The following is a 12,374-nucleotide window of genomic DNA, read 5'->3' as shown; positions in this document are numbered from 1 at the left end:
ATCGGATGGCATTATGGCATATTGGTTATTTAAAACTGAACCAGATACCTTTTCTATTGACACGCTTCGAACCCAAAAGGTTTCATGTTGGGAGGGAGTTCGTAATTATCAGGCGCGCAATATGATGCGTGACCAAGTGAAGGTGGACGATTTAGTCCTGATTTACCACTCTTCTTGTAAACATGTTGGCGTGGCAGGTATTGCTAAAGTTGTGAGAGAAGCCTATCCCGATCATTTCCAATTCGATCCCGAAAGCGATTATTACGATCCAAAGTCAGACCCAGACAACCCGCGTTGGATTATGGTGGATGTAGAGTTTGTACGTAAAACGGCGCGAGTGATTCCGTTGTCGGTGATGAAAGCGATGCCAGAACTTGAGAACATGCCGTTGGTGAAACGTGGAAATCGCTTGTCGATTATGCCCGTGACAGAAGAAGAATGGGACGCGATTCTTGGCAAAGAGAAGCTGCCAAGTCAGCGATAAAAGAGAAGGGCTGCGAATGTGCAGCCCTTCATTATTTGGAGTATTGAAGCTTACAGCAAGTGTTCTTGTAGGTAGTGTGCAACCGCATCTTCTGCATTGCTGCCAATTACTTCATTATTTGGTAGAGCTTTCATCACTTTTTCGTGTGATGTACCCATAACTAGCCCTTTACCTGCCATCGACAGCATTTCTACGTCATTCATGCCATCACCAAATGCTACGCAGTTTTCTAACGTGAGGTCGAGCTTTTTCGCTACCGCTTCAAGAGCATGACCTTTAGACACGCCAGCGCTCATTACTTCCAAACACCAAGGCGTTGAAAATGCGATGTTCAGCTTATCACCAAACTGCTCACGTAGTTTGTTTTCAAATACGACCAAACGTTCGTGGTCTTCTCCAGGATGCGTGAAGAAAACTTTCGCAATACCGTCAGTTGGGGCGTGGTCTTCATCAAATAAGACGTAAGTGAATTCATCGTGGAAGTCACGTAACGTTTCATCATCCTTGTTCATCAACCAGCTATCATTTTGATACATGTGAATAAGTATTTCTTGATCATGTTTGATCGTGTCGATCACGCCTTGTACCAGTTCCGCAGGGACATTCTCGCTGTACATTAGCTGATCTTCCTGGTCATGCACTCGGGCACCATTCGACGTGATCATATAAGCTGGAATGCCAACTTGGCGACGGATGCTCGCAACGTCTACGTGGTGACGGCCGGTTGCAAAGACAAAGGTATAACCCTTTTCATGCAGCGCTTTTAGCGTCTCTTTTGAGTAAGCACTGAGCTGATGGTTTGGTGCGAGTAACGTGCCATCCAGATCAGAGGCAACGATTTTGGTGATCTCTTTGCAAGGTAGCGATGTGCTCATGAAGTCCTCGTAAACGGTTTGGATAGTGTGGAACAGGTGAATTGCAAACGGAGTACAGCAGACTGACTAGATCGTACTGCTCCGAATGCGGGGGAACTTGGGCCCGTAGCACTATGCGGTTAAACACTGTGTCAAAGTAGCCAAGTTCAAGCAGTGTACGCCAAAATGAGGATGAAAAAGAGGGTAAATCGATGTGTAGACATTTCCTCTTTAATCTTAGTCGTGAAATGGTCGCCTAGAGTTCTTATTGTGCTTGTTCGTTTGATGGCGATTTAGGGTCATTCATAAAGCGGAAAATCGCATCGAGAGCTTGATTACGATACTTGTCGGTCTCGAACAAGATTTCATGCTGTGCGCCTTCGATAGAAAGCAGCTCCGCGTGCGGGTTGGTTTTCCGCAATTTATCAATAAAACGCTTTTGCGCGAGATTGCTAACAATCCGATCGTTTCCGGCTTGGATTAGGATGACTGGTATTTTGACTTGGCGAGTTAATAAAAAGCACTGCTTAGCGGCCATGAGCCCTTGCCAAACCCAGCGAGTGCTTGGCCCACCGACTTGCAGTTCCGGTTTTTCCGTATATAGGTTTCGGAACCATTGGTAGCGGCCGTAACTTTGGCTAAGTGGGTTATCTTCAAAGGGCTTAGGGAAGTAGGCCTGATGTCCTGGTGCATAGCGTGGCAAAGTCGATACCGCTGACATAATTTGTGTGACCGGAATCGCTATTGGTGATAGGTACCATGGCAGGTTAATGCCAAACATGGGCGCACTTAGAATCAAACCAGTAAAAGGGTGTTCTGGGTGAGTTTGCAGGTAACGTGTGGCGATCGCGCCGCCCATAGAGTGCGCGATGATGAAGCATTGTTGATATTCGCTAAGGTCGTGTTTTTTTACGACGATGTCCATATCATCAATATAATCAGTAAAGTCATAGACGTGACCCATATCTGAGTCAGATAATAAACGATCTGATAAACCTTGTCCGCGGTGGTCAAAGGAATAGACATCGAAACCTTGGCGGTAGAGATCGTAAAACAGCTCTTGGTATTTCCAGGAAGACTCAATGCGTCCATTTACGATGAGCACGGCTTTTTTATGCTCTGGGTTGGTTAGCTTGCACCAGTAAATGTTCTTTTTCTCAGTCCCTTTAACAAAGCCCTCTTGGCGAGTTTGCCAAAGTGCTGCGATCGGACCACCAATTGCTTGCTCAAATAATGTCTCTTGAGTATAAGTCAAAGGTGAATGGTTAGTCGCCATTAGTTGATTACCTGAAGATACGTTGTTTACGCGATGTATCATCGAAGAATTAGTGAGGAAATGCAATGGATACCCATGTCTGGTTAGCTTATGTAGTAACAGCAATCGTTTTTAGTTTGGCTCCGGGCTCTGGCACGGTGAACTCAATCAGTAATGGTTTGAGTTACGGTACCCGTAAATCACTGGGTGCCATTATTGGCTTACAAATTGGTTTAGTTATCCACATCGCGCTGGTGGGGGCGGGTATTGGTGCGCTTGTCGCGCAGTCAGCAACCGCATTTTCTGTCATTAAATGGGTTGGTGCCGCTTATCTGGTTTGGTTGGGGATTCAGAAATGGCGCGATACATCAAGCTTAGTCGCAGCTGAAAACCACAACGAGATGTCAGGCACGGCGCTGTTGTACAAGGCAGTGTTAATTAACCTCACCAACCCTAAATCGATTGTTTTTCTGGTGGCGTTGTTCCCGCAGTTTATTGACCCGGCAAAAGACCAAATCACGCAACTGTTGGTGCTTGGCGTCACTACGGTCGTGATTGATGCGTGTGTAATGTTGGGTTACACGAGCTTGGCAGCACAAATGGGACGCTTTATTCGCTCCGATAAAATCATGGGAAAAATAAACAAAGTATTCGGTTCAATGTTCATGGGTTGTGGTGCATTATTAGCAGCTGCAAAGTCATAAGCCATTTATAGGTCCTTCTTTAGCATGAATACAACGTATGTCGCTCGCCAGCCGATCTTTAACCGAAAAAGACAGACGCTGGGTTATGAATTGTTGTTTCGAGACGGGGAGAGTAACGCATACCCTTCACATATTGATTCAAATCGAGCGACATACCGACTGATTGTCGAAAACTTCCTATCGCTGGGTACTAACCCAGTGATTGCCTCTTCTAGATGCTTTATTAACTTTCCTCATCAAAGCTTGGTGCGACGTTTGCCGCGCAGTTTGCCGAAAAACAAAATTGTCATCGAAGTGTTGGAAACGTGCCAACCTACGGATGAGCTTCTTGATGCGATTCGTGAGTTTTATCGAGAAGGTTACTTGATCGCTTTGGATGACTTCACCCTAACACCAGAATGGCGCCGTTTTTTGCCATATGTGCATATTGTGAAGCTCGACATTATGGCGATGGGGCTTGAAAAGGCCTGTGAACTGGTCAAAACACACCTTGCCAAACGCGTCAAATACCACTTTTTAGCAGAACGTGTTGAAACCGCAGAAGAGTTTGAGCAAGCGAAAGCGGCTGGCTTTAAATTTTTCCAAGGTTATTTTTTTAGCAAGCCACTCGTCTCGCAGACTAAATACGTCAGTCCTGAGCAAGTGTTGGCATTGCAACTGTTTCGTGAAGTTTGTGCTCCTGAGCCTGACTTTACTCGTATCGAGTCCATCATTACGCAAGATGTCGCGCTTTCGTATAAATTATTGCGTTTTGTAAATACGCAAGCGCCGAATTTGGCTGTCGAAATCAGCTCTTTTCGTCAGGCATTGATTTATCTTGGCCAGGATAACCTTAAGCAGTTTGTCTCTTTGGTTGTGGCATCGTATATCTCCAGTAACAAGCCTCGAGAGCTGTATCACCTTTCATTGCAACGAGCTCAATTTTGCCAATTGATGTCGCGCTATCAGCCATTCTCTCATCTCAACGAACAAGGTTTCATGGTTGGTTTGCTGTCGATTCTAGATGCGTTGCTGGATCTTTCGGTGGAATCTTTAGTTAGGCAGTTACCGCTTAGTCATTCAGTACAACAAGCGCTATTACATCGCAAAGGGGTTTATGGCGCACTTATTTCCCTTGAAGAGTGCTACGAGCGTGCCGATTGGTCAGGGGTTGAAAAAATCACGATGCAATTGGGGTTGCCTTTAGAGGAAGTGAAGCTCTCCTTAGGTGAAGCGGTTCGCTGGAGTCAAAGCATCGCGACTGCATAATTTCTTGTCTTATCTTTTATCTCTTTGAATCTCTCTCTTTACAATCAAGCTGTTCGTTAGATGTGAAACTTTTATGACGATGGACGGTTTCCTCTTGACGATATATCTTAATTAAATAAACATATACGCATATCCATATATAGGTATGTTTATTATGCTTCCACATCAGTTTTTTAAGCTGTTATCCGATGAAACACGCGTACGTTGTTTAATGCTCGTGGCCCGTGAAGGTGAAACTTGCGTTGGCGATTTGGCGTTTGCTCTACAAGAGAGCCAGCCGAAAGTTTCTCGTCATCTTGCTCAGTTACGATCCAGTGGCATCTTGGTGGATAAACGCCAAGGGCAATGGGTGTATTACGAGTTATCACAGCAATTACCAGGTTGGATGCGAAAGTTAATTGAAGACTTAGTGGCATCAAACTGTTTGAAGCAGGAATACCAAGACGACATCACACGCTTACACGATAAAAGTCGTGAGGCTTGCTGTTAACAGCGAATAGAGATTCAAGGTAGAAGGTTAGAGGGTAAAACTATGACAATTAAAGTAGGAATTAATGGCTTTGGCCGAATTGGTCGCTTAGCGCTGCGAGCGGCATTTGATTGGCCAGAATTGGAGTTTGTGTTAATCAACGATGTCGCAGGTGACGCCGCTACGCTTGGTCACTTATTAGAATTCGATTCAGTGCAAGGTCGTTGGCATCATGGAGTTCAGGTCGAAGGCAGTGAGCTCGTCATCAACGGCAAGCGTGTCGCCACGACTCAACAACGCGATATCGATGCGGTGAACTGGTCTGATTGTGATGTTGTGATTGAAGCGACAGGCGTACATCGCAAAACATCATTCCTGAATAAATACCTAGAGCAAGGCGTGAAACGTGTCGTGGTAAGCGCACCTGTGAAAGAAGAAGGTATCGCGAACATTGTGGTGGGCGTGAACGACCATATTTTCGACCCTGAAAAACATCGTATCGTGACAGCGGCTTCGTGTACGACTAACTGTATCGCACCTGTGGTTAAAGTCATTCATGAGAAATTGGGTATCGAACAATCTTCTTTTACGACCATTCACGACCTGACGAATACGCAAACTATTTTGGATGCGCCACACAAAGATCTACGCCGTGCAAGAGCATGCGGCATGAGCCTTATCCCAACCACGACGGGTAGCGCGAAGGCGATTGTCGAAATTTTCCCAGAATTAAAAGACAAAATTAATGGTCATGCGGTTCGCGTACCTCTAGCAAACGCATCGTTAACAGACATCATTTTTGATGTGAAGCGTGATACCACAGCAGAAGAAGTGAATGCACTGTTAAAAGAAGCATCTGAAGGTGATTTGAAAGGCATCCTTGGCTTCGAAGAGCGTCCTTTAGTTTCTATCGATTATAAAGGCGACCAACGTTCAACCATCGTTGATGCGCAATCAACCATGGTTGTGGGTTCTCGTATGGTTAAGATTTACGCTTGGTACGATAACGAAATGGGTTATGCAACGCGCACAGCAGAGCTGGTTCGTAACGTTGGTTTGGCTTAAAAGGGGGTCACAATGTCTCATCCTACATGGCAATTAGATTTGGACTCCGGTGCTTTAATCTTAACACCGTGCCCAGGAACGAAAGGTGTCGATTTGCATGCGTCGTTAGAACAGTTGAAAGAGCAGGGTGTTCAAGCGGTCGTTACTGCATTAGATGATAGTGAATTAGCAGCGAAGAATGTCTCTGCATTGGGTGAAGCCACTCAGCAACTGGGTATGAAATGGTTCCAGATCGAGATTGAAGACGACTGCGCACCAAATGAAGAATTTGCGACGAAGTGGCAACAAGCCAGTCCGGAACTGCACGCGATTCTTGCTCAAGGTGGCAAAGTTGCGATGCATTGCATGGGTGGTTCGGGGCGCACAGGTTTGTTCGCTGCTCACCTACTCCTAGAAAAGGAATGGCAGTTAGAAGATATCGTGCGAGAAGTGCAGGCATTGCGCCCTGGTGCATTTACAAAACCTGTGCAAGTTGAGTACATCGAACGTGTGGCTCAAGACGCTTGATCAGCTTAAATAGCTTTTGGTTCATCATGATCCAAAAGCTAAATTCGAGCTTCTTCAGGATACGACTGTTTACAAAAAATGCCATTAATATTAACTAATCAATTGTTTTTAAAGTGTATTTTTCTTTTTGTTGATGTTGGGGCATTTTTTGAAAATCACAGTAACATTGTATTGGTCAATGTTGCTGTACAGGTTAGGAAGTATTTAGAACATGATGATCTAAATGCTTCTATCGCTGTACATATGAGGTCAATATGATTTCTCAATTAAGCAAAAGTATTCGTCAGTACATGTTAGTGACGTTTAACTATTGGAACTTTACGGTGACCGATGGCGCACTGCGTATGCTGGTGGTGCTCTATTTTCATGACTTAGGTTATTCCACGTTAGCTATTGCCTCACTGTTTCTTTTCTATGAATTTTTTGGTGTGGTGACAAACCTGGTTGGTGGTTGGTTGGGCGCAAGGTTAGGCCTAAATAAAACCATGAACATTGGTTTAGCGATGCAAGTGTTTGCGTTGCTGATGCTCGCAGTACCAAATGCATGGCTGACCATTCCTTGGGTGATGGCAGCGCAAGCTCTGTCGGGGATTGCCAAAGATCTGAACAAAATGAGTGCTAAGAGCGCGATTAAAACGCTAGTACCAGACGAGCAGCAAGGTGCGCTCTACAAATGGGTAGCGATTTTAACTGGCTCGAAGAATGCACTCAAAGGAGCGGGCTTTTTTGTTGGCGGCTTGCTGCTGTCTTGGGTGGGTTTTCAAAACTCGATGTTTATTATGGCGGGTGTACTTACATTAGTGTTTGTTTGCAGCATGATCTGGCTAGAAGCGGACATGGGTAAAGCAAAGAGTAAACCTAAGTTTCGCCAAATATTCTCCAAGTCTGAATCGATAAACATTTTATCCGCAGCTCGCATGTTCTTATTCGGTGCTCGTGATGTGTGGTTTGTCGTTGCTCTGCCTATTTATCTTGGTAGCGTGTTTGGCTGGGATCACTTGTGGGTTGGTAGCTTTCTCGCTGCGTGGGTCATTGCTTATGGGTTTGTGCAAGGCATTGCGCCGCGTATTACTGGCAAAGCGCAAGGTCGTGTGCCTGATGGTAGTGCAGCATTGGTGTGGGCAGGAGTCCTAGCGTTAATTACGGCTGGTATTGCTTATGGTGTGCAAATCGGTTGGCAGCCTGAATTGGTGATTGTGGTAGGTTTGATGATTTTTGGCGCTGTGTTTGCCATTAACTCTTCGCTGCACTCGTACTTGATAGTGAGCTACGCTAAAGGCGATGGCGTCTCGTTGGATGTCGGTTTTTATTACATGGCCAATGCGATGGGACGTTTGATTGGCACGGTATTATCGGGTTGGATCTACCAAGAGGCTGGTCTTGCAGCGTGCTTATGGGTTTCTTTTGCTTTCTTGGCACTGACGACGCTGATTTCAATTAAGTTGCCAAAAGCTGATGTTGCTACTGCGTAACTATCCCCAGTATCGCTATCTGTAGATGGTATAAATGGCTCCAAATCGGAGCCATTTTTGTTTCTTATGCGCCGTTTGCTGTAATCAGATTGTGTCGGTTTGGCATCGAGAGTGAATACTGATGCTTGGTTTTTGGTTCTCGTTAAGTGATTAGAGTGGTGATGAAATCCCCGTTGTAGGTCATTGTTGAGTTAAAAATAAGCAAAAACAGATTGTTAACCATTTCACTGGTTGAGATTTACCCTATGCTATAAACGATAAGCGACTCAAAGTAGGGAAAGGTATGAGAGAAAGGGTTCTGTTTTTTGATTTATTGCGCTGCTTCGCAGCGGTAGCAGTGATCGCCATTCACGTCTTGGCACCGTATCGAAATGAGTTAGGAGTGATTCCATTTGACCAATGGCTGACAGCGGTAGGCGTGAATAGCGTAACCCGCTGGGCAGTGCCAGTTTTTATTTTGATCACCGGAGCGCTAATGCTCAGTGACACTCGACCATTTGACGGTAAGTATTATATCAAAAGGCGTTTGGGCAAAGTTTTAGTTCCATTTCTTATTTGGTCGATGTTTTATGCATACCTTTCAGGTTGGACTTCTCAAGGCTTTGATTTTGAAACCGTAAAAGAGGTATTAAGCAATAGCCCATTCCACGCAACGTATTACCATCTCGGCTTTTTCTATTACTTTATACCACTGTATTTTGTGATTCCGCTGTTTCAATGGATGGTACGCAACGTGGATGACAATGTCTTGTATACCTATCTCGCATTTTGGCTTTTCACCAGCACACTGTTCTTGTTCAAGATTGATGGCCCTTGGAGTAATCAGATGTGGCTTTATATGGGTTACCTTCCACTGGGGTATGTTTTATTTCAAAAGGTACCTTTGAATCGCTCTATGGTGACCTTATTTGTTGGGCTAGGGCTCGTGGCGTTGGCAGTGACCTTTACGATGGTTGTGACAAATAGCTTAGAGGCGGAGAAGTATACGGTTGGGCGCTGGCTCTCTTATAAAACACTGAATGTGATTCTAGCGGCTTCGATGATTTTTATGATCGGGCGTTACTTTGGTGAAGGCTTATCACCAAAAGTACAAAAAGTGGTTAGTGTGATCAGTCAGCACAGCTTAGGGATTTACTTACTTCACCCTATTTTCTTATGGCCGATGAAAGAGTTCGGTTGGTACACAGGACATCCTGCGTGGGTGATTCCAGTCTGGATCGTTCTAAGTGGAGCTGGAGCCTTGGCGATGAGCTATCTCTTTTCTCGTTCTGCCAAGACTCGTTGGTTACTGCCTTAACGTTTGATAGCGAAGTGAAGGAACTTGTTGCCGCGATAGGTCAGTGTTCCCTTATCTCCAGGGTTGAGTGCATGGTAGTAATGCACTCCAATTTGGAATTCACGCTTTGGACCGATAGAACCACGTTGAACGTAAATCCAATACTCTTGATCGTCTTGACCTGGTGGTGCGTTTGGTATGTCTATCGCTTGTTTATCTAAAACCGTTACCTGCGCGCTTTGCTCTGGAGCGTCTTCGCCCACATAGTGCTTACTATAAAAACGGAAAAACACCCACGCGCCCAAGGCAATAAGGGCGAATAGGGCGACAATAAGTGAGATTGGCATATTAACCTCCAATGTTTTATCGGGTCCCATTCTACAGAACTCGCTGACGAAACGATGAGTTGAGGTAGCTTATTCATAATCTAATGAAAGGGATATGGAGATTATTCGGCGCACTTCACGATTTATCTTAATGATGCACGATGAAATCGTCGCTTCATCTGCAAGCGAAGTCACTAAAGCTGAACGAAGCGGCTTTCACTTGTTAGGCTATATGAGCTCAAGGGCACAAATTGAAAGTAAAATTGCACTTAACGGCTCGAAAAAGCTCTAAATTTATAGAAGAATAAAAATAATGAACATAGGAAGGGTCTGGTAAGGAGGGTTACGATGTCAGATATTGAAAAAGTAGTCATGCGTACCCGAACGATCGAAAAACTTTTGCGTACTCAGTACCATGCAGAAGGGAAAGGGTTGCACCAACTTATTAATAGTTGTGAAGAACGTTTACCGCATGACGTGATAGCAAAGCTTCGATTCATCGCAACCGTGCGTAACAAAGTGGTGCACGAAGACGATTACAAGCTGGATGATCGTAAAGGCTTTATGGCGGCATGTGATGCTTGTGAAAAAGAGCTGACACCAAGAAGCTCTCGCTTTATTTGGCGTACAGCAATTTTGCTAATGACGTTGATTACGCTGGCCGCTCTTGGTTTCTACTATATGCACTGGGATATTTTGTCTAAGCACATTCAGTAGAGCTATACAGATAAATAAAAAAGGACGCATTTGCGTCCTTTTTTATTTTAAATCATTGGGTTAGTACATCATTGGCAGTGTCATTAAACCCACAACCACTGCAATCATAACCAGCCCTTGTTTTTGAGAAGATGAAATCATAACACTACCCCTTAATCTTTGATGAACTCGATGAATTTAATATAGCACTGTTTTTGGGGTTTGATCAACATATGCTCGTTAATCTTTTCAAAAACCACACTTAACTTGTCTGGTTTTACGTGATTCTGACTAATGAAACTATGTTTTTTGTGCTGTATTTAAAGTGTTCACATTGTTTTATTTCTATACTTTTTTGTTTTAAGTATATGATTTTATAATGTTAAATGGTTTGTGATGTTGGCTTTGTAATTGTTTTTTGTTTCGAATGGTATGTTGGGTGTTTATTTTGTCTGTATTTCTCAAAAATTGAGAAAATTAAAAAATGTGCTATGAGGTTGCATCGTCAAATCGAAAGCATGGAGTGAGATTTTCTTACCTTATGAGAAAATATGGGCTTCAAAAGTGTTTAGTGATTCTATGGTTTATGAAGTCCGCACTTTTATCTGTTATTGAAATTATGGTTTTATTTATCATTGACTTACTTTTCTTGTCTGATGTTTTTTTTACTGAATTAAGGTCGGTTTTCTTAGTTTTTACCCCTAGTCATCAGTGGTTTCTCCTCTCTTAGAGCGCTACTAAGACTATTTTCTATTTTGTGTCTGTTATTTATTCTTGTTGCCTGCATTACATACATCCTGGTGGTTTAATCGTCAGTTTGTGAAATGGCGGCTTACCTGGAGCACTTATCTGTTTTTCAGTTAAATAGTTTTAGAAAGCGTTGGTTATTGTGTCGTGTGATTTGATGGGTTCGGCTGATGAGCAAAGCTTGGCCCCAATGTTTAGTGGCATCATTCAGGCTCATCGGCTTTATTATTACGTAGGCTGAGGGTTACAAAATGTTTCGAATCGCTAGCGAGATCCAACTTTCGTAGATTGTGTCTTTACATCAAAACTGGTCTACCTAGACTAGCGGCGAGTTTAAGTAAAAGGTGTATACTGCATGTGGAGTTGGCTGGCGATAGGGCTATCAGGTGTGTATTCCGTGTTGGGAGCAAAGCAAGCTAACCCGACACAATCCCTCGTGTTTAAAATCTTTACTCTGCTACTTCTTCTTGTGTTGGTGTTAACTCAAGGTGCATCCGCAACATATACCTACTGGATTGCGGGTGGGCTGATTGTGTCTATGGTGGCAGATACGCTGCACTCGTTTAAAACTCGTAAGCTAATCTATTTTACGGCTTATCTGGTTGCCCAGGTATGCTACAGCAAGTCATTTTGGGTGCAGCTTAATGGTGAGATTGTCTGGTGGCTGTTGGCCCTGCTGCTTGCAGCGAGTATCGTGGCGTTCTTTTTGTTGCTGCCTCAACTCGACTCTCTGGTATTCCCTGTTGTGATCATGGGGATGATGCTGGTTCAACTTGCTTGGGCAGCCGGTGAAGTTTGGTTACAAGTGCCGAGTTACGCCAATGCTATCGGCTTTAGCGGAACCTTAGTTTTGATCTATTCGGCGCTGGCATACGCGATACACGGTTATCGAAAACCGATGAAACACGCCTATTTGTGGGTGAGTGGCAGTTACTTTTTTGCTCATGCCCTCATTGTTGCCTCAATCATTTACTAATTTAAGTCAAAGCAGCTCTTGAGGATTTCAGTAGACTGAACGCATTGTTCTTAATAACTGGAGTCAATAATGAGTGAAATCCATGCTCACGAGCTGCTAAACCTACTTAGAGAAACACCAATGGATCGCGAAGCCCTCACACAGCACTTTGGTGCTAGCGTTCGCTTTCACACCTGTAAACTGAATGATCTAGACTTAGATGCATTACTAGCATTTTTGCTCAAGCGCGACAAAATTCGTGAGCTTGAAGGTAAGTTTGTGGTCAATATGGCGCGAGTTTGCAATCACTAAACGG

14 protein-coding genes are annotated in these 12,374 nt (G+C 44.1%); 11 read left to right on the top strand and 3 right to left on the bottom strand.

The window, feature by feature from the left end:
• The first annotated feature begins 13 nt into the window (after nucleotides 1-13).
• Entirely contained in the window at nucleotides 14-484 is a 471-nt protein-coding gene (locus R7P72_RS21090) for an EVE domain-containing protein (RefSeq protein ID WP_054575537.1), read from the top strand.
• Between the two features lie 50 nt (nucleotides 485-534).
• Here R7P72_RS21090 and R7P72_RS21085 read toward each other — a convergent pair whose 3' ends face one another.
• Both R7P72_RS21085 and R7P72_RS21080 read right to left on the bottom strand, forming a co-directional pair.
• Entirely contained in the window at nucleotides 535-1,359 is an 825-nt protein-coding gene (locus R7P72_RS21085; protein ID WP_017636084.1) for a Cof-type HAD-IIB family hydrolase, read from the bottom strand.
• Nucleotides 1,360-1,603: 244 nt separating this feature from the next.
• A complete protein-coding gene (locus R7P72_RS21080; RefSeq protein ID WP_005378733.1) occupies nucleotides 1,604-2,614 on the bottom strand; it encodes an alpha/beta fold hydrolase in 1,011 nt (336 codons plus the stop codon).
• A gap of 65 nt (nucleotides 2,615-2,679) precedes the next feature.
• On the opposite strand from R7P72_RS21080, the gene rhtB reads away from it, so the two are divergent.
• The 7 genes from rhtB to R7P72_RS21045 all read left to right on the top strand — a co-directional run bounded on the left by rhtB (nucleotide 2,680) and on the right by R7P72_RS21045 (nucleotide 9,355).
• A complete protein-coding gene (rhtB, locus tag R7P72_RS21075; RefSeq protein WP_005378732.1) occupies nucleotides 2,680-3,297 on the top strand; it encodes a homoserine/homoserine lactone efflux protein in 618 nt (205 codons plus the stop codon).
• A 24-nt stretch (nucleotides 3,298-3,321) separates the two neighbouring features.
• Complete coding sequence (locus R7P72_RS21070) at nucleotides 3,322-4,545, top strand: EAL and HDOD domain-containing protein (protein WP_053304474.1); 1,224 nt, start codon at nucleotides 3,322-3,324, stop codon at nucleotides 4,543-4,545.
• A gap of 154 nt (nucleotides 4,546-4,699) precedes the next feature.
• The gene (locus tag R7P72_RS21065) at nucleotides 4,700-5,035 is read left to right on the top strand and encodes a metalloregulator ArsR/SmtB family transcription factor (RefSeq protein WP_005378730.1); all 336 of its coding nucleotides are present in this window, start codon (nucleotides 4,700-4,702) and stop codon (nucleotides 5,033-5,035) included.
• Between the two features lie 42 nt (nucleotides 5,036-5,077).
• Nucleotides 5,078-6,079: an ArsJ-associated glyceraldehyde-3-phosphate dehydrogenase gene (locus R7P72_RS21060; protein ID WP_005383630.1), complete on the top strand. Its 1,002-nt coding sequence runs from the start codon at nucleotides 5,078-5,080 to the stop codon at nucleotides 6,077-6,079.
• Nucleotides 6,080-6,091: 12 nt separating this feature from the next.
• Nucleotides 6,092-6,586, top strand: coding sequence for a cyclin-dependent kinase inhibitor 3 family protein (locus tag R7P72_RS21055; protein WP_005383629.1), 495 nt, complete (start codon nucleotides 6,092-6,094; stop codon nucleotides 6,584-6,586).
• 254 nt (nucleotides 6,587-6,840) lie between these two features.
• On the top strand, nucleotides 6,841-8,058 hold the full coding sequence (arsJ, locus tag R7P72_RS21050; RefSeq protein WP_054575539.1) for an organoarsenical effux MFS transporter ArsJ: 1,218 nt from the start codon (nucleotides 6,841-6,843) through the stop codon (nucleotides 8,056-8,058).
• A 283-nt stretch (nucleotides 8,059-8,341) separates the two neighbouring features.
• Nucleotides 8,342-9,355 (top strand): acyltransferase, encoded by a 1,014-nt coding sequence (locus tag R7P72_RS21045; protein ID WP_017636080.1) that lies wholly within the window; start codon nucleotides 8,342-8,344, stop codon nucleotides 9,353-9,355.
• Here R7P72_RS21045 and R7P72_RS21040 read toward each other — a convergent pair.
• Nucleotides 9,352-9,681, bottom strand: coding sequence for a DUF2500 domain-containing protein (locus tag R7P72_RS21040; RefSeq protein WP_005389668.1), 330 nt, complete (start codon nucleotides 9,679-9,681; stop codon nucleotides 9,352-9,354). The two genes, R7P72_RS21045 and R7P72_RS21040, sit on opposite strands and share 4 nt — an antisense overlap.
• A gap of 327 nt (nucleotides 9,682-10,008) precedes the next feature.
• Here R7P72_RS21040 and R7P72_RS21035 point away from each other — a divergent pair, with 327 nt between their 5' ends.
• The 3 genes from R7P72_RS21035 to R7P72_RS21025 all read left to right on the top strand — a co-directional run bounded on the left by R7P72_RS21035 (nucleotide 10,009) and on the right by R7P72_RS21025 (nucleotide 12,370).
• Nucleotides 10,009-10,377: a hypothetical protein gene (locus R7P72_RS21035; RefSeq protein WP_005378717.1), complete on the top strand. Its 369-nt coding sequence runs from the start codon at nucleotides 10,009-10,011 to the stop codon at nucleotides 10,375-10,377.
• A 1,081-nt stretch (nucleotides 10,378-11,458) separates the two neighbouring features.
• Nucleotides 11,459-12,079, top strand: coding sequence for a lysoplasmalogenase (locus R7P72_RS21030; protein WP_005389670.1), 621 nt, complete (start codon nucleotides 11,459-11,461; stop codon nucleotides 12,077-12,079).
• 69 nt (nucleotides 12,080-12,148) lie between these two features.
• Nucleotides 12,149-12,370: a YecH family metal-binding protein gene (locus R7P72_RS21025; protein WP_005378711.1), complete on the top strand. Its 222-nt coding sequence runs from the start codon at nucleotides 12,149-12,151 to the stop codon at nucleotides 12,368-12,370.
• Nucleotides 12,371-12,374: the final 4 nt, after the last annotated feature.

It is taken from the genome of Vibrio sp. Vb0888, from assembly GCF_033338835.1.
Classification (GTDB): domain Bacteria; phylum Pseudomonadota; class Gammaproteobacteria; order Enterobacterales; family Vibrionaceae; genus Vibrio; species Vibrio alginolyticus.
The sequence above is the reverse complement of the archived record's forward strand: the minus strand, read 5'-3'. Positions and strand labels throughout refer to the sequence as shown.

Excerpts from the sequence above, each read along its gene's own strand:
- R7P72_RS21090 (WP_054575537.1), top strand. The coding sequence starts at position 14 with ATGGCATATTGGTTATTTAAAACTGAACCAGATACCTTTTCTATTGAC.
- R7P72_RS21085 (WP_017636084.1), bottom strand. The coding sequence starts at position 1,359 with ATGAGCACATCGCTACCTTGCAAAGAGATCACCAAAATCGTTGCCTCT.
- R7P72_RS21080 (WP_005378733.1), bottom strand. The coding sequence starts at position 2,614 with ATGGCGACTAACCATTCACCTTTGACTTATACTCAAGAGACATTATTT.
- rhtB (WP_005378732.1), top strand. The coding sequence starts at position 2,680 with ATGGATACCCATGTCTGGTTAGCTTATGTAGTAACAGCAATCGTTTTT.
- R7P72_RS21070 (WP_053304474.1), top strand. The coding sequence starts at position 3,322 with ATGAATACAACGTATGTCGCTCGCCAGCCGATCTTTAACCGAAAAAGA.
- R7P72_RS21065 (WP_005378730.1), top strand. The coding sequence starts at position 4,700 with ATGCTTCCACATCAGTTTTTTAAGCTGTTATCCGATGAAACACGCGTA.
- R7P72_RS21060 (WP_005383630.1), top strand. The coding sequence starts at position 5,078 with ATGACAATTAAAGTAGGAATTAATGGCTTTGGCCGAATTGGTCGCTTA.
- R7P72_RS21055 (WP_005383629.1), top strand. The coding sequence starts at position 6,092 with ATGTCTCATCCTACATGGCAATTAGATTTGGACTCCGGTGCTTTAATC.
- arsJ (WP_054575539.1), top strand. The coding sequence starts at position 6,841 with ATGATTTCTCAATTAAGCAAAAGTATTCGTCAGTACATGTTAGTGACG.
- R7P72_RS21045 (WP_017636080.1), top strand. The coding sequence starts at position 8,342 with ATGAGAGAAAGGGTTCTGTTTTTTGATTTATTGCGCTGCTTCGCAGCG.
- R7P72_RS21040 (WP_005389668.1), bottom strand. The coding sequence starts at position 9,681 with ATGCCAATCTCACTTATTGTCGCCCTATTCGCCCTTATTGCCTTGGGC.
- R7P72_RS21035 (WP_005378717.1), top strand. The coding sequence starts at position 10,009 with ATGTCAGATATTGAAAAAGTAGTCATGCGTACCCGAACGATCGAAAAA.
- R7P72_RS21030 (WP_005389670.1), top strand. The coding sequence starts at position 11,459 with ATGTGGAGTTGGCTGGCGATAGGGCTATCAGGTGTGTATTCCGTGTTG.
- R7P72_RS21025 (WP_005378711.1), top strand. The coding sequence starts at position 12,149 with ATGAGTGAAATCCATGCTCACGAGCTGCTAAACCTACTTAGAGAAACA.